This window comes from Fervidicoccus sp. SLHALR4 (genome assembly GCF_058692745.1).
On sequence record NZ_CP182483.1, the window covers coordinates 200018 to 225662 of the forward strand.

25 protein-coding genes are annotated in these 25645 nt (G+C 53.4%); 9 read left to right on the forward strand and 16 right to left on the reverse strand.

The features are described 5' to 3' along the window. Positions 1 to 31 precede the first annotated feature (31 nt). The 4 genes from rfbC to ACLGLO_RS01090 are packed head-to-tail and all read right to left on the reverse strand — an operon-like array spanning position 32 to position 3600. Positions 32 to 586, reverse strand: a complete 555-nt coding sequence (gene rfbC, locus ACLGLO_RS01075; RefSeq protein ID WP_492128570.1) for a dTDP-4-dehydrorhamnose 3,5-epimerase — start codon at positions 584 to 586, stop codon at positions 32 to 34. Positions 587 to 595: 9 nt separating this feature from the next. Beyond that, entirely contained in the window at positions 596 to 1501 is a 906-nt protein-coding gene (gene rfbD / locus ACLGLO_RS01080; protein WP_492128571.1) for a dTDP-4-dehydrorhamnose reductase, read from the reverse strand. Beyond that, positions 1498 to 2511 carry a dTDP-glucose 4,6-dehydratase gene (gene rfbB, locus ACLGLO_RS01085; protein ID WP_492128572.1) on the reverse strand — a complete coding sequence of 338 codons (1014 nt, stop codon included), beginning with the start codon at positions 2509 to 2511 and terminating at the stop codon, positions 1498 to 1500. The genes rfbD and rfbB overlap by 4 nt, the downstream gene beginning before the upstream one ends. Positions 2512 to 2529: 18 nt before the next feature. Further along, positions 2530 to 3600, reverse strand: a complete 1071-nt coding sequence (locus tag ACLGLO_RS01090; RefSeq protein ID WP_492128573.1) for a glucose-1-phosphate thymidylyltransferase — start codon at positions 3598 to 3600, stop codon at positions 2530 to 2532. 194 nt (positions 3601 to 3794) lie between these two features. Between ACLGLO_RS01090 and ACLGLO_RS01095 the strand changes: the two genes are divergently transcribed. Then, complete coding sequence (locus tag ACLGLO_RS01095; RefSeq protein WP_492128574.1) at positions 3795 to 5762, forward strand: hypothetical protein; 1968 nt, start codon at positions 3795 to 3797, stop codon at positions 5760 to 5762. 42 nt (positions 5763 to 5804) lie between these two features. On the opposite strand, the gene ACLGLO_RS01100 is transcribed toward ACLGLO_RS01095, so the two are convergent. Beyond that, on the reverse strand, positions 5805 to 6890 hold the full coding sequence (locus ACLGLO_RS01100; RefSeq protein WP_492128575.1) for a glycosyltransferase family 2 protein: 1086 nt from the start codon (positions 6888 to 6890) through the stop codon (positions 5805 to 5807). A gap of 340 nt (positions 6891 to 7230) precedes the next feature. Beyond that, on the reverse strand, positions 7231 to 7989 hold the full coding sequence (locus ACLGLO_RS01105; RefSeq protein WP_492129098.1) for an asparagine synthase C-terminal domain-containing protein: 759 nt from the start codon (positions 7987 to 7989) through the stop codon (positions 7231 to 7233). Positions 7990 to 8130: 141 nt separating this feature from the next. On the opposite strand from ACLGLO_RS01105, the gene ACLGLO_RS01110 reads away from it, so the two are divergent. Together ACLGLO_RS01110 and ACLGLO_RS01115 are read left to right on the forward strand one after the other, a co-directional pair. Continuing rightward, a complete protein-coding gene (locus tag ACLGLO_RS01110; RefSeq protein ID WP_492129099.1) occupies positions 8131 to 8481 on the forward strand; it encodes a heterodisulfide reductase subunit A-like protein in 351 nt (116 codons plus the stop codon). A 10-nt stretch (positions 8482 to 8491) separates the two neighbouring features. After that, complete coding sequence (locus ACLGLO_RS01115) at positions 8492 to 8692, forward strand: 4Fe-4S dicluster domain-containing protein (protein WP_492128576.1); 201 nt, start codon at positions 8492 to 8494, stop codon at positions 8690 to 8692. Between the two features lie 157 nt (positions 8693 to 8849). Here ACLGLO_RS01115 and ACLGLO_RS01120 read toward each other — a convergent pair whose 3' ends face one another. Together ACLGLO_RS01120 and ACLGLO_RS01125 are read right to left on the reverse strand one after the other, a co-directional pair. Beyond that, a complete protein-coding gene (locus ACLGLO_RS01120; RefSeq protein ID WP_492128577.1) occupies positions 8850 to 9254 on the reverse strand; it encodes an ArsR/SmtB family transcription factor in 405 nt (134 codons plus the stop codon). A 121-nt stretch (positions 9255 to 9375) separates the two neighbouring features. Beyond that, complete coding sequence (locus ACLGLO_RS01125) at positions 9376 to 9948, reverse strand: TetR/AcrR family transcriptional regulator (protein WP_492128578.1); 573 nt, start codon at positions 9946 to 9948, stop codon at positions 9376 to 9378. Between the two features lie 121 nt (positions 9949 to 10069). Here ACLGLO_RS01125 and ACLGLO_RS01130 point away from each other — a divergent pair, with 121 nt between their 5' ends. The 4 genes from ACLGLO_RS01130 to ACLGLO_RS01145 all read left to right on the forward strand — a co-directional run bounded on the left by ACLGLO_RS01130 (position 10070) and on the right by ACLGLO_RS01145 (position 13115). Continuing rightward, complete coding sequence (locus ACLGLO_RS01130; RefSeq protein WP_492128579.1) at positions 10070 to 11158, forward strand: arsenic resistance protein; 1089 nt, start codon at positions 10070 to 10072, stop codon at positions 11156 to 11158. A 14-nt stretch (positions 11159 to 11172) separates the two neighbouring features. Then, a complete protein-coding gene (locus tag ACLGLO_RS01135) occupies positions 11173 to 11598 on the forward strand; it encodes a putative zinc-binding protein (protein WP_492128580.1) in 426 nt (141 codons plus the stop codon). Positions 11599 to 12462: 864 nt separating this feature from the next. Beyond that, entirely contained in the window at positions 12463 to 12684 is a 222-nt protein-coding gene (locus ACLGLO_RS01140) for a VapB-type antitoxin (RefSeq protein ID WP_492128581.1), read from the forward strand. Then, a complete protein-coding gene (locus ACLGLO_RS01145) occupies positions 12681 to 13115 on the forward strand; it encodes a type II toxin-antitoxin system VapC family toxin (protein ID WP_492128582.1) in 435 nt (144 codons plus the stop codon). Before ACLGLO_RS01140 ends, ACLGLO_RS01145 begins: the two co-directional genes overlap by 4 nt. A 124-nt stretch (positions 13116 to 13239) precedes the next feature. On the opposite strand, the gene ACLGLO_RS01150 is transcribed toward ACLGLO_RS01145, so the two are convergent. The 5 genes from ACLGLO_RS01150 to ACLGLO_RS01170 all read right to left on the reverse strand — a co-directional run bounded on the left by ACLGLO_RS01150 (position 13240) and on the right by ACLGLO_RS01170 (position 19170). Beyond that, on the reverse strand, positions 13240 to 14394 hold the full coding sequence (locus ACLGLO_RS01150) for an NAD(P)/FAD-dependent oxidoreductase (protein WP_492128583.1): 1155 nt from the start codon (positions 14392 to 14394) through the stop codon (positions 13240 to 13242). Between the two features lie 9 nt (positions 14395 to 14403). After that, entirely contained in the window at positions 14404 to 15951 is a 1548-nt protein-coding gene (locus tag ACLGLO_RS01155) for a (2Fe-2S)-binding protein (RefSeq protein ID WP_492128584.1), read from the reverse strand. An 11-nt stretch (positions 15952 to 15962) separates the two neighbouring features. Then, the gene (locus ACLGLO_RS01160) at positions 15963 to 17069 is read right to left on the reverse strand and encodes a DegT/DnrJ/EryC1/StrS family aminotransferase (RefSeq protein ID WP_492128585.1); all 1107 of its coding nucleotides are present in this window, start codon (positions 17067 to 17069) and stop codon (positions 15963 to 15965) included. Between the two features lie 210 nt (positions 17070 to 17279). Next, entirely contained in the window at positions 17280 to 18416 is a 1137-nt protein-coding gene (locus ACLGLO_RS01165) for an RNA ligase (protein ID WP_492128586.1), read from the reverse strand. A gap of 115 nt (positions 18417 to 18531) precedes the next feature. Continuing rightward, the gene (locus ACLGLO_RS01170) at positions 18532 to 19170 is read right to left on the reverse strand and encodes an RNA ligase partner protein (RefSeq protein WP_492128587.1); all 639 of its coding nucleotides are present in this window, start codon (positions 19168 to 19170) and stop codon (positions 18532 to 18534) included. A gap of 434 nt (positions 19171 to 19604) precedes the next feature. Between ACLGLO_RS01170 and leuS the strand changes: the two genes are divergently transcribed. After that, positions 19605 to 22445, forward strand: coding sequence for a leucine--tRNA ligase (gene leuS / locus ACLGLO_RS01175; RefSeq protein WP_492129100.1), 2841 nt, complete (start codon positions 19605 to 19607; stop codon positions 22443 to 22445). An 8-nt stretch (positions 22446 to 22453) separates the two neighbouring features. Here the strand turns inward: leuS and ACLGLO_RS01180 are convergent, their stop codons facing one another. After that, positions 22454 to 23245, reverse strand: coding sequence for a class I SAM-dependent methyltransferase (locus ACLGLO_RS01180; protein ID WP_492128588.1), 792 nt, complete (start codon positions 23243 to 23245; stop codon positions 22454 to 22456). 207 nt (positions 23246 to 23452) lie between these two features. Here ACLGLO_RS01180 and glnA point away from each other — a divergent pair, with 207 nt between their 5' ends. Then, entirely contained in the window at positions 23453 to 24847 is a 1395-nt protein-coding gene (glnA, locus tag ACLGLO_RS01185; protein ID WP_492128589.1) for a type I glutamate--ammonia ligase, read from the forward strand. Positions 24848 to 25005: 158 nt separating this feature from the next. Here the strand turns inward: glnA and ACLGLO_RS01190 are convergent, their stop codons facing one another. After that, a complete protein-coding gene (locus ACLGLO_RS01190) occupies positions 25006 to 25278 on the reverse strand; it encodes a hypothetical protein (RefSeq protein WP_492128590.1) in 273 nt (90 codons plus the stop codon). Between the two features lie 24 nt (positions 25279 to 25302). After that, a complete protein-coding gene (locus ACLGLO_RS01195) occupies positions 25303 to 25470 on the reverse strand; it encodes a 30S ribosomal protein S30e (protein WP_492128591.1) in 168 nt (55 codons plus the stop codon). Between the last annotated feature and the right edge of the window lie 175 nt (positions 25471 to 25645).

The following is a 25645-nucleotide window of genomic DNA, read 5'->3' on the forward strand; positions in this document are numbered from 1 at the left end:
AGCTGTACCGAAAGCACATTCTTTTGAGAACCTATTGATAGGAGAAGTTCGTTTCGGCCTGCCTGAGAGGCGGGCACTTCCTGTCCTTATCGCTCAGGATTACGTTCTCCTTGATGGGCCAGGGGATCCCTATCTCAGGGTCGCTCCAGGCTATGCACCTCTCATGCTGCGCGCTGTACTCCTTCGTCACGAGGTACAGGAAGTATGCATCCTCGATCGCCTGGAAGCCGTGGGCGAAGCCGGGGGGTATCCAGAGGGCTAGGCCTGGCTCCAGAACTGCGGATGCAAACCTTCCGAACCACGGGGAACCCTTCCTTATATCAACTGCAACATCGAGAACCTTCCCCCTGATCGCGAAAACGAGCTTCCCCTGCTCCATTGGCCTGAGCTGGTAGTGGAGCCCCCTCACAACCCCCCTCCTCGAGAAGCTGAGATTTGCCTGGACGAAGTCGTATGGGATCCCTTCGGAGAGGAAGTCCGTCCTCTTGTAGAGCTCAGCGAAGAACCCTCGAAGATCCTCGAAGATCCTGTACTTTATGAGCACGACATCCGGTATCTCGAGCCTCGCAAACGATTCGAAGGGCATGGGGACCGCCTACCCGTACATCTTCTTCAAATCTTCATATGTCCTTATGAAGTCTTCTATGCTCCTCTCCGTTCTGGGAAGAGAGAGACCGAGGCTCTTTGCCTTCGAAGAGTCGAGGCTGGAGTCCCTCGGCCTCTTAGCTTTGAGCCCGGCCCTTTCGAGGGAAGAGGGCTTTACGAGATCCTCCTTCGCCCCAAGCTTCTTTGCGAGGAGGAGAGCGAACTGGTACCTAGAAAGCCTCTCACCAGCTATGTGGAGGATCCCAGAGATCTTCTCCTCGATCAGCACAGAGAGGAGATTCGCCAGCTCCGGCACATATGTTGGGGAGAGGTGCTGATCGGAGAACGCCTGGACCTCCCTCCCCTCCATAAGGCTTTCTAGAGCTCTGACCCCGAAGTTCTTCTTCCCGCTCGGGCTGTAGCCGTAGAGGCCGCTCACCCTCACAATACTGCTCTTCCCCTTCATTAAGGCATCGATAGCTGCTTCCCCGAGGAGCTTTGAGAGGCCGTAGTAGTTTATCGGAGCAGGTATGTCATCTTCGCTGTACATCCCTTTCCCCCCATCGAAGACGTAGTCCGTGGATATGTATACCAAGAAGATCCCCCTCGAAGCTGAAGCCTCGGCAACGGCCCTCGCACCGAGGTAGTTCACCTTATATGCAGCATCCCTGTTCAGCTCGCAGCCATCGACGTCTGTAAAAGCAGCAGAGTGAATCACGGCATCAGGCTTAACTTCATCGAAAACTTCGTTAACTCCTCCTGGCTCCTCGAGGCTCATCTTCACCCACGATGCTCCTTCGAGAGAGGGGGGCTTCTGCCTGTTGAATGTTGCAATTACCTCGTAGCCTCTTTCCGAGAGGACTTTAGAAGCCCACCACCCGAGGAGCCCCGTTCCCCCGGTTACGAGGATCCTCACCTTCTCTCCGCCCTCCAGGGCTCGTCCTCCAGTATGTATGTCCTGTCGACGAGAGGCTTCCACCACTGCTCGTTGCTAAGATACCACTGCACGGTCTTCCTCAGCCCCTCCTCGAGGCTCAATGAAGGTTTCCACCCGAGCTCCCTTACCTTATCACACCTCATCGCATACCTCCTGTCCTCCCCCGGCCTTCCCCTTACGTAGAGCATTTCCGATCCCGGATCCCTCCCCATCAGCCTCACTACGCTCTCCACGATCTGCCCAACTGTTGCGAAATGCTGGGCGCATACGTTGTAGACCTCGCCGTCCTTTCCCTTCTCAATTATGCTCGCGAGGGCCTCAGCGAAGTCCCCAACATAAAGCCAGTCCCTAACCTGCTTCCCGTCCCCGTAGATAGTAGCTTTCTTCCCGTGCATCAGCCTCGCAATGGTCCTCGGTATGAGCTTCTCCGGGTGCTCGTAGGGGCCGTAGTTGTTGCATGGCCTCACTATCCTGTATGGAAGGCCGTAGGTCCTTCCGTAGGCCTTGATGAGCATGTCTCCCGAGGCCTTAGAAGCTGAGTAGGGGCTCGATGGGTTCAAAGGCCAGGACTCATCTGCTGCCTCATCTGTTCCAGCAAGGTCTCCGTAGACCTCATCCGTGGATATGTGCACGAAGACCTGGATCCCCACTTCCTTCACGACTTCCAAAACTGTGAAGACACCGAATATGTTTGTCCTTATGAAGGAAGACGGCTCGTTTATGGACCTGTCCACGTGCGTCTCTGCTGCGAAGTTCACAACCGCATCAGGCTTGAACTCCTTGAGAACGTGGGCGAGGAGCTCCCCGTTCGCTATGTCCCCCCTAACGAACTCTATCCTCTCGATGACATCGCTGAGGTTCTCGAGCCTCCCCGCATATGTCAGCTTGTCGTAGACGAGGACTTCGGCCCTGCCCCCCATCCTTCCGAGGATGTGCCGAACAAAGTTGCTCCCTATGAATCCCGCTCCTCCAAGTACTGCGATCCTCATGAATGCACCACCCGGAATCTATATCTCAACCCTGCTGTAGTCGGAGATGGAGAGCCTCACTTCGCCGCGGAGCTCCCTCGAGCACCTGACACTGCTGCTCCTCCCGACTACGCTGTCCACCAGCCTCAGCCCGTTCAGATCAAGAATGCTCTGGTCCATGACCAGGGATCTCGAGACGGACCCGGAGAGGATCCTCGCGCCGCCTTCCAGGGAAACGTACTGCTCGACGACTGCCCTGCTCGCTACGAAAGACCCCTTCCCTATGTAGGCTGGGCCGTAGACCTTCCCCTCGACTACAGCTCCCTTCTCAACTATCGCCCTCCCTACCACATCCCCCTTCAGGTCCCCTTCTATCCTCGATCCTATGGAGTCGAGCAGGAGGTAGAGGGCCTCGAGCAGGCTCTCGGGAGTCCCCACGTCCTTCCACCACCCATCCACTGAATCGTAGAGAACCCTGTGCCCCCTGTCGATGAACCACTGGATGAGCTCTGTAATCTCGTACTCCCCCCTCCATGAAGGCTTAAGATCTTTGAATGCCTTCTCGACGAGGTCGGGGTCTCTGAACATGTATATACCTACAACAACCTTGTCAGAAACAAACTCCTTGGGCTTCTCTATCAGCTTTACTATCTTCCCCCCTTCGATGAGGGCCACTCCGAACCTGCTGGGATCTCTCACCCTGCTGAGAAGGACATAGGCATCCGGCTCCTCCTCCTCGAACCTCTTTGCATACTTGGAGATCCCCTGGGCGAGGATGTTGTCCCCAAGGTAGGTTATGAACGAGTCGTTGATGAACCCGTGCTCGATTGCTAAGTGGATCGCGTGGGCTATCCCGAGCCTCTTGAGCTGTTCGATGTATGTGAAGCTTGCTCCATACCTTGAGCCGTCACCGAGGAAATCCTCAACTATGTGGCCGAGGTACCCTATGACTATCCCTATCTCCCTCGACCCAGCCTCGACGAGGTGCTGTATCGGGTACTCTATTATTGCCTTTCCCAGCAGCGGTATAAGCTGCTTCGGCATGACGAGGGTGAGGGGCCTGAGCCTGGTCCCCTCCCCGCCTGCAAGGATCAGGCCCTTAAGCACCATTGATGCTCTCTTCCGATTTTGCTGTCAATCATAGCTAGTTGTGAAAGCTTCAGTATTAAACGTTTCGAAGCCTGCTGTATCGAAGGCTTTGAAAGCCCGATGGGCTAGACAGGTTATAAAACCATTAGAACTCTTACGAAAATCTGGGACTGTGAATGAGCCAGCGCTGCGGGGAAGGCGAAGGCGGAAATTCCTTGGAAAGCCCTCTGCTCTCTATGCTGTTCAGGTTCAGAGCATTCATAGGCATCATCTCGATCGCAGCTTTCGTCCTCATAATGTGGGCCGCTTCCCAAAGATATGCAACTTTTTCCCAGCCGTGGCTCGAAGCAGTCGACTACGACTTCTGGATGCTCTTTTCTTCATCCATCCTGGTCGCCCTCCTCGAGATAAAGCGCTGCAGAACCCGCTACATCCTCTCGAGCTACCTGCTGGCATGGATTGGGCTGTTCTCAGCAGTGCTTGGAAGGCTGTGCTCCTCAATTTACACGCTCATCGAAACGAGCTTCTATGCAAAGCTGATTGGGGGAGGCATAATAGATCTGACATCGTTCAGGCTCGCTCAGCTCATCATCATCGGAAACCTGCTCATTTCCGTCTCCTCTTCCGTAAGCACAATATTCAATGAGCACGCTGTTTTCAGCAGGAGGCTGACTGCAGAGGACCTGGAAGCATTCTTGAGGGGTCTCCAGGAGAAGTTCAAGGTTGAATGGGTTGGGGCCTCGGCCTTCGCTGTGGGCTTTCTCGTGAGGCTCTATCCCGAGCTCAGAACCGCTCTCCCTATCGGTTGGGACACCATAGAGTACATCTCAAACGCTCTGGACTTCGCATCGAGCCCAAAAATTGCAACGGCATATCCTTGGCTGGGCAGCTTCAGGAACCTCCCCCCTCTTTTAACTTATATCTCCGGTTTCACAGCATGGACGGGCTTGAGCCCCATATTGTTCTACAAGCTTTACCCACCAATCATGGCAGGGCTCCTCTCCCTCCTCTCCGCGATGATAGCATACAGGCTAACTGGATCAAGGGCCGCTTCCCTCCTCTCTGCAGTTGCTATCGCATTCAATCCGTGGATCCTAGGCCAGACCGAGCAGTGGCAGAGGCACATCCTTGGAGTTGCCCTGCTGATGCTATACTTCTACATAAAGGCTTCTAAGCCATCCCACAGCACTGCGCTTGAGGTTTCCGTGCTTGTGCTCATGGCCATGAGCTATGAGCTTTCCTGCTTCGCGGCAATTGCTATATCCCTCGTCGAGGCGGCCCGATCTAAAGGTCTGCACAGGCTCGCATATTTGATCCCCCTTTCATTGTCATCCATCCTCCTCCTATTCTACGCAGGCTATCCTTCCAGACCTGCAGCATCGTTTTCCAGCGAGGGGCTCTCGGTGGCTGGAGGCGGAAGGTTCAACACGGGTCTTAAGTTCACCGTCATCTCCATGCTCATGCTCATTCCATTCCTCCCCGCCCTCCCTGCTCTGAGGAAGAGCGATCCTTCCATCAAGGTTGCGCTTGCCATCTCCCTCGCTTTTTCCCTTTCCTACACCCTGTTCACCGTATCTATCACCCCCTACAGGTGGCTCCTCACCCTGATGACCCTCCTCACCCCCTACGCAGTATCCGGCCTGTTCAGCAGATCAAAGGGCCTTCTCGCGGTCTTCGCTATACTTATCGTGCTAGCCGGAACAGCCTATGTCTTCACGAGCAATGGATCTCAGAACTTCGAGTTGTGGAACGGAGCTTCTCCGGACTGGACGTCGTGGGGATACCCGTGGAGGATGGCCCCAGCTGTGAGCAACTTGACTGTTTATGAATATGCTGCGGGGGCAATCAAGGAGAAGCCTGCAGAGATACTGATGCCGCTCTCGATATACCCGATGATGCACCTGTACATAAGGAACTTCACGCAAGTCGCTATACTGAGCGGAATGCCGAGCCTCCAAGAAGCTGTATATCTGATGAACGCCACCGGGTCTAAGCTGCTCTACGTTGCGACGGCTCACAACCTCACAGATGAGCTGAATAAGATCATGAACAGCACTGAGCCTTCCAGTTCAGCGGAGAGCTGGAATACCTGGTTCAAGATTGAGGATCTGAGGATCGCCGAGCTATTCAGATCTCCGGATTTCACCCTCTACGAAGTTTCCATAGGAGAATCCGAGCACTAGGGAAAACCCTATCGATTCAGAAAGAGGCTCCGCGAGAATAAGCTAAAAGTCAAAGCGGAAGCGCTCTTCTGCAAGCTTGATCACCAGATTGGTGGTCAGCCTTTCGAAGCGTCTCCCATACAGCAAACTCACAATCGCATCCCCAACGTCCAGCTCAATTATAGGAGCTTTGTATAGGTCTATGCCCTCTCCCATTGCTTTCAAGAACCTCCCCATCCTCATCCCCATCCTCACGGCAGAGAATGCAATAGACTTCATGTTGCTTGGCACCCTCAGAAGAACCCTGCTCAGCTGGTGGGCAATTATGAGCCCCCTCCACCTGCTGTTTGCCATCTCGTTCAGAGCCATTCTAAATCTTATATTTAAATAAAGCTGAACAGGTTTGATCTTCCCGAAGGTGGCTGATCTCGCATGCTTCGCTGTGAGCAGGGGGATCGATGCTGAGCGAAATCCCGCGTTCCACAGCTTCAGTCCCAAGTAAACGTCATCCAAATAAGCATAAGTGAAATCGTAGAATAGCCTGTCGCTCCTTCCGAGAGCTCTTTCAAGAGCTCTGATCTTGTATACGGAGTACGCCCCATCCGGGTATGTTACGAAGAAGGCATTCTTGACGGAGGAGGAGTCCATGTCGCGAAAGGCTATATGCGGTGTGATGATTTCGCTGATGAAGTCTCCAGCAGTATCGATCCTGTTTGGGGAATCGTATTTCACTACAACCCCCTGAATTCCACCGAGGGATTCGTGGGTTTCAAGGACTTCCACCATGCTGCTGAGGCTCTGCGGGAAAGGGACTGCATCGTTGTTCAGGAGGACGAGGTACTGAGATCCCTTATCTCTCGCTGAGTAGCCTCGGTTTACTCCCCCCGCGAATCCCAAGTTCCTTTCAAGCTTCACAATCTTGAGCCTCACATTGCCGGGCTTCTTCCTTTCAGCGAACTCCTTCACAAATTCAAAGCTTCCATCATTGGAGCCGTTATCGACTATTATCAGCTCCAGCTCCGGGTAATCCAAGTCGTAGACTCCCTGTAGGCTCTCCAGAGCAGTATCGATGATGCCCATGCTGTTGTAATTAAGCCAGACAACTGAGGCTAGAGGTTTAGCCAGCTCCGCCCACTCTCCAAAGCTCATTCAAGTCTGCAGATATGCTCTGTCCCTTCAAAAGCCTTGCGCACCATTTCGTGCCACGCTGCTCTCTCAGTGATCTCTCGCTCCCGCAGCCCTCTCTATCAAGCTGACTTCCTCATCCACGATCTCCTTACCAGGATCTCAGCAAACCAACAGAGCTTCTCTCTGTGCTCCCAAATATACATTGAGGCTTCAGCTATTCCACAGCATCTGTTAAGAGCTCTTGACCTGCATCGAGGGGTTTTTTCAAGAGAACAGCAGAAGATCTCGGCTCTTCAGGAGAAAAGCCCGCGCGCTCCTCGGAAAAATGAGAGCTCTTGTTCAATGCTTTAAAAAAGGAGCTTCAAGCGCATCTCTGGAGGAGCTTCTCGAAGTCTTCTGATCCGAGGCCATCTGTTCCTGCACCGGCCTCAGCTGGAGTCTTGACCCTGGAGGCTATGAATTCCAGGCCGAGATCCTTTAAGATCTCCCTCAGAATCGTCTTTCCCTCTAATGTCTGCATCCTCAAGCAGTCAACGGGAATCTCTAGAGCAACCTCGAGAACTTTTCTGTCTAAATATGGACTGTATGCTTCAATGCCCAGAGCTCTCGCGATCTCGAACTCCGGGTACCTCCCTTGAAGGCCCCATTTCTTCGTCTTCTCATCTATTTCCTCCGAAGTGAGCTCTTTGTACATGAAGGAATATCCTGCAAACACTTCGTCGCCTCCGGAGCCCGTGTATATGCATTTGCAACCGCGCTCCTTTGCTGCTTCGATCGATGCGAGGAAAACGGCATCGTTCCTGTACTCTATGAAGTCGTCGTGCCCTCCCCTCTCGGCCATCTGCTTTATCAGCGGGATCTTTCTGCACATATAGTCATCATCGATCGCCACCGTCTCGAGCTCCATGTTCAAGAGCTTGGAGAGGCGCATCGAGTACATCATGTCCCTCGGAAGGCCCCCTCTGTAGTACGTCAGGAAGCCCTTGAGTTCTGTGCCGAGGAGGACTTTTGAAACGTAGGCAACGAGGCTCGTATCGATGCCGCCGCTCAGAGCTATGCAGTTGCACCTCTTGGATTCGAGGGCGTCCTCTATCCTATCGAGGAGGATCCTATGAAGCAGCTGTGCAGGGAATTTTGAGGCTCCTGCTCAAGCTCAGGCCACCTTCAGAATGCTGTACCCTCTTCCCTGCAGTAAAGACGGGGCATTCAGCTGTAATTTTTATTAATTTGTGAATTTTCATTCATATGAATGGTGGTTCATATGAAAGGGCTGATAGTCTGCGTCTGCCAGGGAACCTGCCCCTCGTTTTCGAAGATAAATGTGTTTGAGCTGGTGAACAAGTTCAGGCGGGAGAAGAAGGTGGACTTCGCAGCAATACACCCCCAGCTCTGCGCCAGCGACGGCGACAACTTCTGGAGGGTTCTCCTCTCGGGGAAGAACGGGATCGATAAGTTGGTGGTGGCCGGCTGCGCTCCTGACATGCAGATGAAGATGTTCAAGTGGGTGTTCAAGGAAACGGGGTTCGACGAGTCCAAGTTCAAGCCGGTCGAGATAAGGAACATGACGACCGAGGAGGCGGCGAGGGAGATAGAGAAGACGCTGGCGGACTGAGGGGAAAGCTTTGGCGAAGAACTGGTACCCAATAATAGACTACGATCTGTGCACAGGATGCCTGACGTGCTTGAACTTCTGCCCCCACGGCGTTTATAAACCTGGGGAAGACGGGAAGCCGAGGGTCGCTCATCCTGAGAACTGCGTCGAGCTCTGCAGGGGATGCCAGAAGGTCTGCCCATCGGGAGCGATCAGGTACTTCGGCGAATGATCTCTCAGAACAGTTTTCCACTCAAACGATTTTTCCGCTTGCACCTCATCCTGCACAGAGAAAAGCAGAAATGAAAGCTGCAGAATGATTTCTCGAGCTCGAAGCTGTTCGATCCTCCTCAAGCACCTCGATCCCTTCCCGATGCTTCGAGAAAAAGCTAGCGCTCGGGCGGGCTGATCCCAGAGAGGTCGCTGAGCAGCTCAAGGATCCCGTCCAGCAGAGCAGATCCCCTCTCGGTTAGGCTGTATACGCTGAATCTTCTCACCCTCTTCACTTCCACCAGGTTGAGCTCCACCAGCCTGGCCAGGTGGTGGGAAATCAGCGTTCTGTCCTGATCAAGGAGGTGAGCTATTACGCATGTCGGCAGTGAGGTCTGGCGGAGGAGGTAGAGGATCTTCAGGCGAGTAGGCTCCAGAACGGACCTCATCAGCCTGGAGAACTCTTCGAATTCCTCTCCCGGGAGGTTCAAGACCTTCTCCGCATCGAGCAGCTCGGGAAAAGATGAGCACAGCCCCGATGCCTCAACCTCCTGGATGGCTTCCTTCAGATAGCGCTGCTTCACAGCCCCAGCACCAAGAATAGAGGTGGGATGATGGACGTATAAATCTGTTCCTCTCCAGGGCTCATCGAGATTTTCATCTTCAACGGCTTTTCCTCAAGCTACCGCGGAGCTTCTGCTCTGATCACTCCTTCCGCGAAGATTCTTCTCCCTTTTGCGCAGGAGGGGAAACCAGATTGATCAGGTTTTCCAGGTACTCCTTTCTCGAGATGTTCGCTGGAGGGTTGAGCGTGTAGCACATGAGCCCTCCGAAGAACGACCTGATCCTGGTCACGCTCTCCTTCCCCGCATCCCCATACACCTTCTCTGCAGCTCTCTCCAGAAGCCCGCTGCATATGCCTCTCAGCTCCTCCTTCATCTTCTCGTTGACGTTAGAGAGGGCAAGCGTGTTGATGAATAGAAGCCTGTTCACTTCATCCTCGTACTTCTTCAGGTAGCTCTTCCCGATGCAATAGAGCAGCTCCTTTCCCCTCAAGCCTGAATCGACGCACTTCCTTATAACATCCGAGGGGAGGGCTCTTTCTGCTACCCTGACCACGAGCTCCTCCTTTGTCCTGAAGTGCCAGAAGACGAGGCCTTTGGAGACCCCTGCCTCTTGTGCTATGAGCTGAACAGGAGCGTTGAAGTAACCGTACCTCGCGAAGACCCTGGCGGCAGCCTCTATTATCCTCTCCTCAGCATCTCTGCTCCTTTCCAACTCTTCCACCATCATTGCATTCAGCGAGGAGAATTATAAATCTTTACTAATTGGTCAAATTGACTGATTAGATTGACTGACCAAAAAGTATAAAAGTACTCTGAAGTAAAGGGGGATCAGCTTGCTGTGCAAGGCGGACTGGATGACTTCGGCGAACGCTCTGAGCGAGCATTTGAGGAAGTATCTCATCCTCTACACGATCGCATCGATCCTGATTGCTGTTCTGGCGGGGGAGAAGTTCAAGCTGTTCTCGAGCATGAGCAACCAGATTTATTCCGATCTAGTGGAAGTTCTGGCAATAATGACCATCCTGCCCTCAGCCGTTACGATGAAGGGGGGAGAGCTGATCGAGGTTGCAAGGAGCTTCAACAAGTTCAAGGTTTGGATGAGGGGGATCCTGATGACTCTGGCATCTGCATACATACTTTCCCCTCTGCTTGCTTGGGCTTTTTCCTACATATTCAGCAACAAACTTGTTGGGCTCGGATTCTTCCTGGTCAACACGGTCCCCGGTTCTTCGGGCAGCCTCGGCTACGTGATGCTCGCATCGGGGAACATGGAGCTTGCCGTAATGCTCGTGATGATCCTCACTTTTCTCACCCTTGCGGTTACCCCTGCATACATGGCGCTCTACAGCTCAGCGATAAAGATGGAGATACCCCTCGCTACTATCGTAGAATCTCTCGCCATAGTCTTGGTTCTCCCCCTCATAGTCGGCCAGCTCATAAGGTACTATGCTTCGAAGAAGAAGTCCACAAGCTATGTAGATAAAACCCTCAAGCCGTATCTCTCCACAACAACGATGCTGAGCATGCTCGCCCTCATCTTCTTCCTGTTAGCTAGAAAGACAACGGTTCTCATAAAAGAGCCGTGGATAGCCGGTTCGATTTTGTTGTACCAGACCATCCTTACGCTGATCACCATAGGAGCCCTGCTTCTGCTGGACAGGTTGCTGCGCTTATCCTATGCAGACCATCAGACTGTAGCCTTCCTGACGATAACGAAAAATGCGAGCGTAGCTGCAGCGATAGCTACAACCAGCATGAGCGGAGGCATGGCTGCGCTTTCCCCCGCGCTCGTCCCAGCTATTCAGCCGGTGCTGGCCATCCTCTACCTGCACATGGAGGGGTGGGTGAAGAAGTATTTCCCGTCTTCTCCTTCCGACGAGAAGCGAGGCCTCCAGCATGCACAGCAAGGCAATAAAAAATAGCATTGGTGAGATTCATGAGCGAGAAAAAATTCACACTGCTACCGCACTGCAGCACTTATGCCCCCAACCTCATAATAGTCGCAGCGTGCGACGGCGCTTCCAGTACAGGGCAGATAGGGAATGAGGTGGCCCGTATCCTCACGAATAGGTACCCGCAGCTTGTGAGGATGTGCTGCCTTTCAGCCGTAGGAGCCGGCTCGCAGCTTCATCTCAAAATATTCCGCGATGCGAAAGCGGTCATAGCAATAAACGGCTGCCCTCTCAAATGCGCATCCAACGTGCTCAGGAAGAACGGGGTAGTGCCGACATATGAAGTGACGGTATCGGAGCTTGGCATAGCCAAGCAGCCAACGCTGGACTTCGACCAGGAGACCGTGGAGGCAATAGCGAAGAAGATCAGCGAAGAGTTCATCTCTAAATTCAAAAACAACTCTGCATGAATGAGCTGTAGCTTCAGCTCTGAAAATTTTTTCCGAAGGAACCGAGAAAAAGGTTCTCTCAAACGCTGGAAGTATAGAGCTGATAGAGCAAAAAATCAGCTCCTGTACAGAGCTTTCCTGAGCCTCAAAGCGACGCTGACCAGCGTTATCATTATGAGGACTTCTGTGAGCGGGCCTATGACTGCGGCAAAAGCATGGTTGCTCCCTATGCCGTTAACCTTAACCGTGCCTTAATGTTTCGAACAAAGCTGACCTCATCCCGCTCTAAAGGGGAAAGGTTCCCTTCAGGGCAGAGAGGAGGTCGGATTCTCTGATGACTCAACTTTATCAAGTAACATTCAACGCAGGGTTTTGGTGCGGTTTCTGGTTAGCAGGTCTTTTAAGATTTTTGTAGGTTTATTAATGCTCTTCTTGCTTTTAGTTCTATTAAATATGCTGATGGAGTATACCTAATAAACTTATAACTTATAAGCTCTGAAGCATTATAGATATTGTGATGACCCCTAGCTTCCGAGACCCACGGCTGTCCGTGGGGAGGGGGCTAGGGGAAACCGTGATGAACCGCCTACGGAGACCTAAAAGGCCGCAGACAGGAAACGGCTGCTACAAACACTTCAATTCTATATTCTATGGATGTGAATGCTCTGCAGTATTGAAGGTATAAACTGCACATCAATTGAAGGTACTAACAAATCAGATGCGTGAGGGAAACAATTGTTTTGGATTGTTAATAGCAGGCTCCTAAGCAGACTATCTTCAAAGTTTATGCTCTCTTCTGGCCGGCATCTTTAGGTATGGTCAATTTATGTACTCACAAAATAAGACTTATAAGTTTTGACAAGACATATATTATTTGATGCTACCATGTCGGTCAAGATTACTGTCAGGATTCCTAGAGAACTTAAGGAAAGAATGGATAGATTTAGAAATGTGAATTGGAGCGATGTTATTCGGAGAGCAATAGAGGAGAAGGTTCGCGAAGAAGAAGTCGAGTGGGCTCTGAAGGTTATGGACGAGATCTCCCGCAAAGCAAAGCCCGAGAAGCCTCTAGCCGAAGTAATCAGGGAATACAGGGATCGCAGGTGAAGACGAGGCTCGTCCTTGATGCAAGTGCTGTCGCCAAATGGTTTGTTGAGGAGGAAGAGTCCAGAGAGATGCGAAGGATTAGAGATCTCTATTTAAATGGCCGACTCACCATATATGTTCCTTCGCTACTTTTCATTGAGCTGGCAAACGCTCTGAGATATGTTGAAGGATTAAACTCGACGGATGTCATAAATGCAGTTGAAGCGCTGAAAAGCCTTCGTCTAGAGGTTGTGAGCGACCTAGAGGTTTTAGATAAAGCTATCGAGGAAGCCTTCAGCCACGGCATAACCGTTTATGATGCGGTATACGTAGCTTTAGCAAGAGCTACAGGCTCCAGATTGATAACTTACGATAAGGAGATGCTCAGCAAGTTCAGCGATACAGCTGGAAAAGCAAGTCAGATCATCGATGAGATAAGCCATGATCACTAAAATTGCTCACTGAGCTGCTGCATTGAGAAGCCTGCTCACACCGCTATCGGTGCCACAGCGATCGATTAGTTGGATTATCAGCTCGGCTCTCAGCTTCCTACTCTCTCATCGATAGGCTCGAGCCTCATCCTATGACGAAGGTCTCCCTCAGCTCTTTTCCTTCCCTGAACCTGTCAGGAGAGTAGGGAGCCATGAGCCTGCTGACCTTTCCCGTGTGGAGGTGCTCTGCCAGCAGCTTTCCGGAAAGTGGACCGAGCATGAAGCCGTGGCCGCTGAAGCCTCCTAGAGCATAGAGGCCTTCTGGCCATTCCTCAGATCTGCCAATGATGTGAGACCTGTCCGGGGTCATTTCATAGTAGCCGCTCCAAACCCTCATTATCCTTACAAGGGATCCGCCGACGAGAGCTTTGGAGAGCCTGCGGGCGAAGCTCCTCATCCAGGCGAAGGTGTTTCCCAGATCCACTGTTCCCTTGGGCTCTGTCCCAAGCGCCGTAGATCCTATTATCTCCCCCTTCAGAGTCTGCGAGAAGTACATGTGGAGGGAGGAGTCGACGACGAAAGGCACTATCCTGAAGGCGTAGGCCTCGGTAACAGCTATCTCCTTCCTAACCGGCTCAATAGGTATCCCGAGGCCCAGCTTTTCCGAGAGCTCCCCCAGCCAAGCCCCGTTCGCGAGAACGGCTCTCTCCGCCTTCACTTTGGAACCGGAGACCGAGAGGTAAGCAACCTTTCCTCCCTCGATCTCTATTCCTTCGACGGGGGAGCGCTCGAATATCTTCACCCCCAGCTTCCTGGACTTCCTCTCCAGGCCGAAGATAACTGCATCGGGGTGTATGGACCCATCTTCCTTCCCGAAGAACCCTGCGATGATTTCCTCCCTCCTCCTCAGGAAAGGAAACCTCCTGTAGAGCTCTTCCGGAGGCATCTCCTCGAGGGGCACCTTCCACCTGGAGAAGAGGGCGTTGGACTCCCTGAGCACTCTGTAGGATGCCTCGTCCGAAGCTATCCAGAGGTATCCAGATCTCGTGAAGAGGGTGTTCATCCCCGTTATCCTGCTCAGCTCTCTCAGGTACTTCGCCGACTCAATGGCGAACTCCAGGTTCCTCTCGTCCCCGAAGTGCACTCTGTACCTCCCCGCATTCCTGAGGGAGGATCCGTACCCAAGATGCCTCGCCTCGAAGACGCATATATCTTCTCCCTTCCCCTGGAGGAGGGCCAAGTTCATAGCTAGAGAAAGACCTGCTACGCCTCCCCCGACTACAGCTGTCCTGCACTCCACGGGGATCACCTAGGAGAGGAATGCTGCTTCAACAGGCTCGAGGGGAGGTCTCTGCCTGAAGCTGCCGAGGGAACCAAGGGAAACCCTCCTGAAGTAGGAGAGCAGAAGAGCTGCGGAGAACCTGCAGATCCTCCCCTGGCAGCTCCCTGTCCCAAGCGCTGTGAACCTCTTCAGCCTCTCGAGATCCCTGTAGCCCATGTCGTAAGCTCTCAGCAGGTCCTCGAGGGTTACGTCTTGGCAGGGACAGACGAACTTCATGCCCCCTGCGCTCCTCGCGAGGAGGAAGAGTGGAGGATTTTCCACAATGACTTCCCCTGGATCCTGGAGCTGCTTCGAGTCCCTTATCTCTTTGAGCCTCCTTTCATCTTCGCTTGAAAGGTTTCTCCCAGCCATTAGCTTTGCCGCAAGCTCAGCTTCCTCCTTGGCGAGCTCCCTCGGAGTTCCCGAAGCTTCGCCGAAGAAGAACACCGACTTCGAGCCCTCGATCCTCATTGCCTCATCTGTTGCTGCCGTTACAGCTGCTATCCTGCGGGAGAACGTGATCGGGGATCCCAGCTGGAGAAGGGGCTCTATCTCGGGAACAGCCCTGAGGGCTGAAGCCAGCAGCTCCGCCTCAAAGCCCTCAGATCCTGGGGACCTCACCTCTATGCCCTCCAGCTTCGGATACCCCTTTGCCTCTATCTCCTGCGCTGGAACTGCCCCTGCTTCTCTAGCAGCATCGCTTCCTGCGAAGCTTCCAACTGCGATGGGGATCACCTCCCTCATCCTCGAGAGCTCCTTCGCTGTCTCGAGCCCTCTCTCATCCCCAACGAGGACAGCGATTTTCTTCACATTCCTTAAGGCAGAGTGCTCCCCCATAAGCCTCAGGGCGAGCTGCGAGCTCACTATTCCTGGGAGGTCGTTGTTCTCAAATATCGGGAAGGCGTCCCTCATCCCAGTGGAGAAGGCGAGCTTCCCGGCCTTCAGCCTGTAGATCTTCCTCCTCTCCCTGCTCAGCGCATACGCTCCATCCTCAAACATTCCCAGATAGGAGGAATCCAGCACCTCGACTTCTCCAGCTAAGCTCTCTCCAGCCTCCCTCTCCAGATCTTTCAGGGGGCGGGTGGGGATCATGATTATTTTACCCTTCGAGAGCTCAGCTGAAGCGTTGGCGAAGCTGACAGCGCTCCCCTCTCCAGCAATGACTAGGACCTCAGCGTCCAGCTCCTCCTCCTCGGAGCCCCCCTCGAGATCAGAAGAGGGGAGCTCGGGGTTCCCGCTCATCGATGCGATCTTTTTCCACGAGAAGCTCCAGAGCTTCCTGACGAGGAAGCTGTGGTAAAAGCCAGCTTTCCCCAGCTCTTTCCTTATTGAAGCGATGAGCCTGCTCGAGAACTCTGGAGAAAGCTTTTCAGCTTTGTGCGGTGAGTACAGGTAAGAAGCGCTGGGGGTCTTAGCTCTCATCCAGGGGCACCAGGCCTCGAGGTAGAAGGGGGCCCTCGGCCTCTTCAGCTTTGGAGAAGAGGAAGTGGGGATAACTTCTTCCCTGAAGAGCTCCGCGAGCGGTGAGAAGTCCAAAGCATTCCTCCTCAGGCGCCCTGGTTGAAGAACTCCAGTATCGATGCAGCTACGTATTCGAGGTCCTCCCTGGTCAGGAGCGGGTGGACGGGGATGCTGAGGACTTCCCTCGAGACCTGCTTCGAGACGGGGTTGATGCTCTCAGGATAGCCGAGAGCCCTGTATGCGGGGTGGTCGTGAACCGGGTATGGGTAGTGGATCGCAACCCCTATCCCCCTGCTGCTGAGGTGCTCCACCAGCTTGTCCCTCAGCTCGGAGGGCACTCTTATAACGAATTGGTGGAAGACGTGCTTGTAGCCAGGGAGCTCAGTTGGGAGGACTATCTCCTTGACTCTCGAGAGCTTTTCGATGTAGAACTTCGCGTTGCTCCTCCTGATCTCGTTCCACCTGTCGAGCTTCCTGAGCTGAACCCTTCCGATGGCTGCCTGCATCTCTGTCATGAAGAGGTTGCTTCCTATCATGTCGCTCACGTACCTCTTGGCCTCCCCGTGCTTCCTCAGCTTAAGCAGGAGCTCGTAGACGCTCTCGATGCTTGTTGTAACCATCCCTCCCTCCCCGGTCATCATGTTCTTCGTAGCATAAAGGCTGAAGGCTGAAGCGTGCCCTAGAGATCCTACCTTCACACCATCGATCTCCGCCCCGTGCGCCTGCGCCGAGTCCTCTAGGACGAGCAACCTCCTGTCCTCGGCTATCTCGTTTATCGCCTTCATATCTGCTGGGTGCCCGAAGAGGTGGACCGGTATTATTGCTCTCGTCCTCCCGGTTATGAGCTCGTTGACCGATTCCGGGTCTATGCAGTATGTCCTCTCATCGATGTCAGCGAAGACGGGCCTCGCTCCCACATTGACAACTGCGCTTGCAGTGGCAATGAACGTGAAGTCAGGGACTATGACCTCGTCCCCGCTCCTCACTCCTAGTGCTTTGAGGGAGGCTTCGAGAGCAACTGTGCCGTTCATCACGCTCACTGCGTACTTCGTCCCTATGTATGAGGCGAACTCCTTCTCGAAGCTCTCTGTCTCGGCCCCCCTAGTGAGCATGCCGGACCTCAGAACCCTGACTACTGCTTCAACCTCCTCATCTCCTATTATGGGCTTAGAAATAGGGATCTTTGAGACCACATCCCATCACCTTTTCTCGAAAGCATTTCGGGAAGTCTGCTCCCCTCCAGCAATGTCCTCGTTTGCCGGGGAACAGCCACGTGAGTCTTTGATTTCTGAGAATATATTATCTTTTCTCTTCTTTTTTAAACAAAAAAATTGCTCTGAAAAAAGGAAAATCGCGCTCTGATTTTTTCAGCTTTCCGACATGCTTTAGCAAAGGAAAGACCTTCAGTCGAGGGGAGAGAGGCCGGAGCTCATTATGTTCCTGAACTCCAGGTTGGTCCTCTTAGGCTTCATGAACCATATCGTTATCTCTCCGTTCTCCCTTTCCATGTTCTTTATGTTGAGCAGTATGCCCTGCTTCTGCATGAAGTTTAGGAACTCGTCTATTACCGATTCGGAGTAGAACTTGAGGGTGAACTCCTCAGCTACTGCCTCTCCAGATGCAACCTTCTTGGCTGCTTCGAGGGGCTCGAGGAGGAGGGCTTCTCCGAGCCTCCTCATCCTCTCCCTCAAAACCTCCTCGCCAGGCTGCTCCTCGAAGTTCTTGAAGACCTCCCTGAGGATCCTGGGAAATATGTAGGTCTTCCCCTCGTCGAACATGTACTTCATCCCCTCCGCAATGTCCCCGATGTTGGTGGCTGAGGTGGTGTACTTGAGGGGAGGAACCCTGTTCTGGGGATCCTTGAGGACTATGCCCTCCCTGTTCTCCGACTCCATCTTCTTGACTATATTCATTATCTCCTCTGTCTCATCCTTGCTGAACCTGCCCAGCTCCCTCACGCAGTCCAGCCCGAAATCGCTGCAGAACTTCTTCTTCGAGTCGATGGGGAGGTAGGACCCGTCCTTCATGACATCGATGACGTAGAAGCAGAAGCCTTCGCACTCGGGGTACCTGAACCTCGTGTAGGGGTTCTCAAGCCCCACGACCTCAGCAACGGTGGTGTATCCTTCGATGTCCTCTATCCCTCTCTCAGCGAATATCCTCTCCACCCTATGGGTTGTGTAGGGGCATATGTATCCCCCCCTCGTGAGAGCAAGGAGCTTCCCCGCATAGCTTACTACCCTCACGTTGTAGCCGTTCAGCTTCTCCTCGACAACTACTTGGTCCTTGAAGTGCTGGGGGACAGCGGTTTTGAGGAGGAGGATCCTCGATATCTGGGGATACCCCGGAACGACCCTTGGAATATCTTCGTTGTGGAAGATTACAGCTGTCCCCTCAGGATATGGGCCGATGTCCCTCTTGAAAACGAGGTACTCGAGGTCCCCGTAGGAAGACCTCCTGAGGCTCTTGGACTTGAGGAGCCTCCTGGCCCTTATCTCGGTTATGTTCAGGGCCTTCGCCAGAAGCTTGTAAGTTATCATTTCATCTCTCCTTCCGGTCAGTCAGGGGATTTCTCTTCATTACTCTCCAGCTCAGTATACCATCGTATCATCATGCCCAAGCTCCTTTTCTTCTTTTTTCTAACCAATAAATAAATTATTTTCCTTCTCCGCTGCTCCTGTAGAGCATGAGCTTTAGCCTCTTCAGGCCCTCGAAAAAGGATGGAGGGTCAACAGCGATGACTCCCATCTTCTCGGCCATCCTCCTGATGCCCTCATCGTTGGTAACGAGGGTTCCCTTGAGCTCGTATGCCAGGATCACTGCATCGAAGTCCTCTGGGCTGTCCACTATACCCTTCCTCATTATCTCCCTGAACTTCTCCCTCGCCTCGTGTATGAGCTGGGCCTGCGCCTCCTCCCCCCTGCCTCCCGATGCTCCAGCCCTCAGCGCCTTCTTTACGAGATCTTCAATGAGCCTGAGGCCCCTGTAGGTCCTCACCCTTACAGAAGATATGTACTCGCTCATAATTATTGCCGGGATCTTCGTTGCGAGCATGTCGGGAGCCTTCACGATTATCCAGGAGAAGAGGTCGTTGAGGGATTCGAGGGAGACTCCATTTGAGAAGAGGTACTTCCTCATTTCCCCGGCCATCGAGGGAGTCGTGTAGAACTGGAGATCGAGCCTGAAGCGCAACTCAGCGAAGAGAGAAGAGATCCCCTTGATCGTGGCCTCAAGGCTCTCGGAGCCGAAGAAAGCCTTCAGCCTCGGATCTGTGAATGCGCTCGTGTCCACCACGTATATTGAGAGGACCTTCCTCGGAAGAGGCCCGCTTTCTTCCCCCGTAGCTTCTCACCTCTCAGCTCTTTTCTTCCTCCCTCTCGAAGGCATCGGTAAACAGCATTCGAGCTCAGCCTTCTCGGAGGCGACTTCGTTGCTTACCTTTCCTGTGATCATGCTATCCTTCTGCCGCCTTATTTTCGATGTTCAAGATATAATTCATCGCTATTGGAATATATACAATACTGTTCGGCCGAGCTTGATGAGCTGGCATGCGTTATTTCCTTCCGCTGAGCGATAAGAGGATGGAGAGCTCATTTGAAACATTTAAATTGTTCATTTCTCCTTCCTTATTGTTTGATAAATCAGCGTGGTGAGCTAAGCTGGAGAGCTTCAGCGAATTCGACATCTCGATTTCGAGGAAGTGGTCAGAGTTCTGGGAAGAAAAGGGGATCAACCAGAGCAATCCTGAGAAGGGGAAGAAGAAGTTCTTCCTGACAGCTGCATATCCATACACCAACGGCCCCCTCCACCTCGGGCACGGGAGGACGTACCTGATCCCGGACATAGTTGCGAGGTACAAGAGGATGAGGGGCTTCAACGTCCTCTTCCCCATGGGTTTCCACTTCACCGGGACGCCGATACTCACGGCAACCGAAGCCCTCCTCAACAGAGATGAGGTCCTCCTCAGGGAGTACAGGGAGCTGTACGAGGTAAGCAGCGAGGATATAGAGAAGATAAAGACGCCCCTCGATCTTGCGAGGTACTTCAAGGGAAGGGCGGAGAAGGACATGAGAGATTACCTCCTCTCCATCGACTGGAGGAGGAAGTTCACAACCGTAGACGAGGAGTACAGGTCATTCATAAGGTGGCAGTTCCAGAAGCTCAGGGAGAGGAACTACATAGTGAGGGGAACGCATCCTGTCGGGTGGTGCCCAGTTCACCAGATGCCCGTTGGGATGCACGACACGAAGGGGGACGTGGAGCCCGAGATACAGGAGCTCACGCTCATATTCTTCCCATCGGAGGAAAACCTCGTTTTCCCCGCTGCGACCCTCAGGCCGGAGACTGTTTTTGGAGCAGTGAACATCTGGGTGAACCCAGAGGCGAGCTACGTAGCGGCGAGAATAGAAGGCAAGATGGTGGTGCTCTCTGAGAAAGCATACAGGAAGATCTCCTTCCAGAAGAAGAACGTTGAGCCTCCTGCTTCTCGCTTCAAGGGAAAGGACCTTGTGGGGAAGCATGCGGTGAACCCAGTGACTGGGAGGAAGATCCCTGTTCTCCCCGCCTCCTTCGTGGACGAGGGCTTCGGAACGGGGGTTGTGATGAGCGTCCCAGCCCACGCCCCATACGACTACGTTGCCCTGAAGGAAGCAGCAGAGGGAGGGGGAGAGCTCTCGGAGGAGGCCAGGAGGATCCGCCCTGTGAAGGTGATCTCCCTCGAGGGCTTCGGAGAATTCCCAGCGGAGGATGAGGTGAAGCTCCTCGGAATAAAAAGCACGGAGCAGAGGGACCTACTCGATAGAGCTACTAAGGAGATCTACCTGAAGGAGTTCAGCGAGGGCGTCATGGATGCTTCGATAGTTGAGCTGGCTGAGGGGAAGGAAGCAAAGGAGTTCGCGAGCAGCATAGCTGGAAGGAGCGTTAAGGAAGCAAGGGAAGCGCTGGTGAAGTTCCTGAAGGAGAGAGGAGAGGCTGACTCCTTCTACGAGATAGCGAACGGCCCCGTCTACTGCAGGTGCGGGAACGAAATAGTTGTGAAGATACTGGAGAACCAGTGGTTCATAGACTACGAGAACGAGGAGTGGAAGGCCGAAGTGAGAAAAGCCTTGAGCAGGATGGAAATAGTTCCTCCAGAGTACAGGGGCTGGTTCGAGAGCGTTGTGGAGTGGCTCAAGAAGAGGGCATGCGCTAGGAGCAGGGGGATGGGTACTCCCCTGCCCTGGGACGAGAAGTGGATAATAGAGAGCCTCAGCGACTCAACAATTTACATGGCATTCTACACGATGATCCACAGGATAAGGAAGCTCGGCATCCCTTCAGAAAAGCTCACAGAGGCCTTCTGGGACTACGTGCTTCTTGGCAAGGGGGATCCGGGGAAACTGGCTGAATTTCTGGGAGTGAGCGCAGAGGAGCTCGAGGGGATGAGGGAGGAGTTCCTGTACTGGTACCCGCTCGACAACAGGCACAGCGGAAAGGACCTCATCCCAAACCACCTCACCTTCATGATCTTCAACCACGTCGCCATTTTCCCTGAGGAGCTGTGGCCTAGGAGGATAGTCGTGAACGGCCACATAATGGTTGAGGGGGAGAAGATGAGCAAGAGCCTCGGGAACTTCATCCCCCTCTTCAAAGCAATGAGGGAGGTCGGGCCCAACTCCCTCAGGCTCGCCCTTGCCTACTCAGCGGAGATAGGGAACGACGCGAACTACAGCAGGGATCTCATACCTGTCATCCACGAGAGGCTGCGCAGGATAATGGAGCTTGCAGAGCAGATATTCAGCAGCAGGTCTGGAAGCACTGAGGTTGGGAGCGAGGAGAGGTGGCTCGAGAGCGTCTTCAGGAGGAGGATATCATCGATAACTGAGAGCATGGAGAATTACCAGTTCAGGGATGCCTCCATAGGGATCTACTTCCTGATAGAGCAGGACATAAGGAAGTACATGTCTTTGAAGGCATCGCCGAACTGGGAGCTGCTGAGGAGGATGGCGGAGGAGTGGATAAAGATGATGGTCCCCATCACCCCAGCCTTCGCTGAAGAGCTCTGGCACAGAGCAGGGAAGCAGGGCTCTGTGGTTCTCGAGGAGTGGCCCGACCCGAGCAGGTTCAGCAGCCACCCGGAGGAGGAGATAGCTTTCGCGGTCATCGAGAGGATAAAAGAGGATGTGGAGAGCATCAAGGGAGCGCTGAAGAGGGAGCCAAAAGAAGTCGTTGTAGTCGTCGCCTCGAAGAGCAAGGGAAGGGCTGTCTCCGAGATTTTCTCCTCCCTCAGAGAGGGGGCGCAGATGAAGGAGCTAATGAGGGAAGTAGGGAAGGCAAATCTCGGGACAAAGCCGCAGGAGGCTGCGAGGTACCTCTACGAGTTCTACCAGAGCCTTCCTGAGGATCTTAGGAATCGACTGGCGGAGGGGGAGCTCGATGAGCTCGGGCTGCTGAGGGGGCTCTCTTCGGCAATCGAGAGAGAGGTGGGGTGCAGGGTGAGGATACTGAGCGAAGATGATGAGGAGGCTGCAGATCACGTTTCGAGGAGGAAGCCGATACCTTTCCGCCCCACCATAAGCCTCATTTTCTGAATCCTGCGCTATTTGAGGAGGAGGAAGAGCTCATCTCCGATCTGGAACAGCTCGTGGTAGGCGAAAACCCCTCTCTCCTCCAGCTCCCTCGCGAGGGATGAGAGGAACCTTTTCTCCCTCCTCTCTGTGGATCCCCCCTTCACCAAGCTTTTCAAGGGCTCGCTTATCAGGAAGGCCCTCGATGGTATCGATTCTATGAAATCGACAGCGTTCACCCTCTTCGTCCTCTGGAGGACCCTCAGCGTCCTGAGGAGCAAAGCAAGATCGACCTCAGATACCCCGAAGCTTTTTAGGAGGGCCTCGAAGTCCGTCTCAGCTGCGTCAGCGAGGACCGGGAAGAAACTTATCCCCTCTGCTCTGAGGGAGCTGAGATTCTCTACTATCTTCTTCCTCGAATCTACAGCTATGTAGAGGGTTCCTTTCGGCAGCTTCGGTAGGAGGAACTTGGGAAACTCTCCGCACCCTATGTCGAGGACGCTCCTTCCTCCCATCTGCTCCAGAAGCTTCATGATGAAGGCAGCGATCTCCCCGATCCTCTCCCCCCTCTCCTCAGTGCTTACTTCTCCTCTTTCTCCGCTGAACCTCCTCCTCTCGTAGTACATGATCCTCTTGAGCCTCTTGAGGAGATCCCTGTACTCCCTGAGCCTCGTGAGCTCAGAGGGATCCTGGCAGGAAGAGCACCTCCTCAGCAGCTCGGCGAGCTCCCTGCTCTCAGCTATCTCCTCCCTGTGCCTCTCAACGATTTCCTCCCCGAGGTCCTCGGAGAGCTTTTTCATTATTGCCCTCAAGCGCTCCTCCATTTTAAGCACGCTTTCCCCTGCAGATGCTCCACTCATGTATTCTCGGTGCATGCCGCGAATATATTTTAGGGGGAGCCGGTGCCTGTGAAAAAAGATTGAAAAAGATACAGCATTTCAACAAAATTTATGAAAATTTTTTCTCATTTGGCGCAAAAATCTTTTATTTGTTGATGCCTTATTAGACAGATCATTAAAAGGGTTTGGAGCATGAGCGAAAGCTTCGTTGAGGAGGTAAAGCAGAAGAAGATAAGGTGGATAAACCTCTTCCTCACCGATCTGATAGGGCAGCTTCACCAGGTTACTATTTCTTCCAACCAGCTCAGCGAGAGGACACTGAAAGAGGGCTTCGGAAAGCTCGACGGGAGCAGCGTTCCTGGCTTCAAGGAGATATTCGAGAGCGATCTGGTGGTGAAGATCATACCTGAAACCTTCAGGGAAGACCCCTTCTTCGAGGGGACTGGTGATGCATTCGCCGCAATATTCGACATGTTCGGGAAGGAGAGGCTGGAGAAGGATCCCAGGTTCATAGCCGAGAAGACGGTAAGCATCCTCAATGCTGAGGGCTACACCCCCCTAGTAGGGGCGGAGCTCGAGTTCTACATATTCGACGACGTGCGGGTCTCGCTCTCCAGCACATCCTCTGGCTACAGGATAAGGGCAGACTCTGGAGGATTCGAGAGGAGGAGGAACTACTCCCTCCCTCCGAAGGGAGGATACTACGCACCGCCTCCCTTCGATGATTCATTTGCTGTGAGGAAGGAGATAGCGGAGGTGCTGGAGGGGAGCTTCGGCATAGAAGTTGAAGCCCACCACCACGAGGTCGGGGCATCAGGGCAGGGTGAGATAAACTTCGAGTCCTCCTCTCCTCCAGTGCTCGGAGACAGAGTTCAGCTCGTGAAGTACGTCTCGAAGCTTGTAGCGAAGAAGCACAGCAAGGTCATAACTTTCATGCCGAAGCCCATCTACGGAGACAACGGGAGCGGAATGCACATACACGTCAGCCTGTGGGATGGGGGGAGGAACCTCTTCTACGATGAGGGCGATGAATATGCAAGGATAAGCCAGACTGCCAGGTACTTCATAGGGGGCCTCCTCGAGCACGGCAGGGCCCTCTCAGCGATCGTCTCCCCCACTGTCAACAGCTACAAGAGGCTACTCCCGGGCTACGAGGCCCCAATATTCCTTGCATGGAGCAGGGGGAACAGGAGCGCGGCCGTGAGGATCCCATCCTACCACAAGAACTCCTCGAGCTCGAAGAGGGTGGAGTACAGGCCCCCCGATCCCTCCGCAAATCCCTACCTCGCATCATCAGCTGTTCTGCTCGCTGGGATGGACGGAATAAGGAGGAAAATAGATCCGGGGGATCCAGTGGATGAGAACATATACAAGCTTCCTGCAGAGAGGGTGGAGCAGCTCGGGATAGCCAAGCTCCCCTCCTCCCTCGGCGAGGCCCTTGACGAGCTCGAGGCAGACCACGGCTTCCTCCTCCCCGCCTTCTCTGAATCTGCCATAGAGAAGTACATAGAGGTCAAGAGGGAGGAGCTGAGGAGGCTGAGCTCCTTCATAACTCCCGCAGAGTTCTACTACTATCTCAACGTCTGATTTCTCTCTGAGCTGCAGCCTTACGAAAGGCGAAAAAAGGAAGATTTCTCGGGATTTTCCGCCTCCTGATTCCGGTCAGGGGCTACCATTTTCCACACTGATTCAGCTTATTCTGAAGGCATCCCCCGCTGTCATCATCCCGGCCGATTCTCCCTCGATCAATCTTCTGAAGCCTTCGCGAGGCTCTTCGAAAGAATCCTGTTCCTCATGTAGACTGCGCTCTTCCACCAGAGGTAGAGCCAGAGCAGTATGACTGCACCGGAGAGGGCGAAGCGGAGAACAGCAACAGCCAAGCTGGGGGAGGGAAGGAGGATGAAGATGGCCTTTATCAAGATGACGGAGAGCAGGAGGCCGAAGAACCCAGCAAACGTAGCAATGGAAGCAACAGAAAGGGCTCTGGCGATCTTCCTCCAGGATATGCTGCAGCTCAAATGCGTTTCACGCGCCCTCTGCTTTCATCTGGAGGACGGTGAAGCCGCCTTCATAGTAGGCTTCACAACTCTGACGAAATACTCGATCCTGTTCCTCACTTTGGGGGGCTTGTTCTTCCTCCCCTTCGGCTCTATTTTTGGAGTCTGGTTCCTGACCTTACCGGCTTTTGTTAGCGAACCGTGGCTGGGCATGTCCGATCCCTTCCTCTGTTCAGCAAATTAATTTTCCTGACGAGGTTTATATTGTTAATGCGTTCCTCCAGAACTGAAAGAGCTTCTGCAGGAGCTTTTTGCTCTGTTCGCTGCGCAGAAAGCTGCATATAAGTGAAATGTATTTAAGAAAGCGCTTCTTAATAAGTAAGTAGGG

Excerpts from the sequence above, each read along its gene's own strand:
- rfbC (WP_492128570.1), bottom strand. The coding sequence starts at position 586 with ATGCCCTTCGAATCGTTTGCGAGGCTCGAGATACCGGATGTCGTGCTC.
- rfbB (WP_492128572.1), bottom strand. The coding sequence starts at position 2,511 with ATGAGGATCGCAGTACTTGGAGGAGCGGGATTCATAGGGAGCAACTTT.
- ACLGLO_RS01090 (WP_492128573.1), bottom strand. The coding sequence starts at position 3,600 with ATGGTGCTTAAGGGCCTGATCCTTGCAGGCGGGGAGGGGACCAGGCTC.
- ACLGLO_RS01100 (WP_492128575.1), bottom strand. The coding sequence starts at position 6,890 with ATGAGCTTTGGAGAGTGGGCGGAGCTGGCTAAACCTCTAGCCTCAGTT.
- ACLGLO_RS01110 (WP_492129099.1), top strand. The coding sequence starts at position 8,131 with ATGAAAGGGCTGATAGTCTGCGTCTGCCAGGGAACCTGCCCCTCGTTT.
- ACLGLO_RS01135 (WP_492128580.1), top strand. The coding sequence starts at position 11,173 with ATGAGCGAGAAAAAATTCACACTGCTACCGCACTGCAGCACTTATGCC.
- ACLGLO_RS01140 (WP_492128581.1), top strand. The coding sequence starts at position 12,463 with ATGTCGGTCAAGATTACTGTCAGGATTCCTAGAGAACTTAAGGAAAGA.
- ACLGLO_RS01165 (WP_492128586.1), bottom strand. The coding sequence starts at position 18,416 with ATGATAACTTACAAGCTTCTGGCGAAGGCCCTGAACATAACCGAGATA.
- ACLGLO_RS01180 (WP_492128588.1), bottom strand. The coding sequence starts at position 23,245 with ATGGAGGAGCGCTTGAGGGCAATAATGAAAAAGCTCTCCGAGGACCTC.
- glnA (WP_492128589.1), top strand. The coding sequence starts at position 23,453 with ATGAGCGAAAGCTTCGTTGAGGAGGTAAAGCAGAAGAAGATAAGGTGG.
- ACLGLO_RS01195 (WP_492128591.1), bottom strand. The coding sequence starts at position 25,470 with ATGCCCAGCCACGGTTCGCTAACAAAAGCCGGTAAGGTCAGGAACCAG.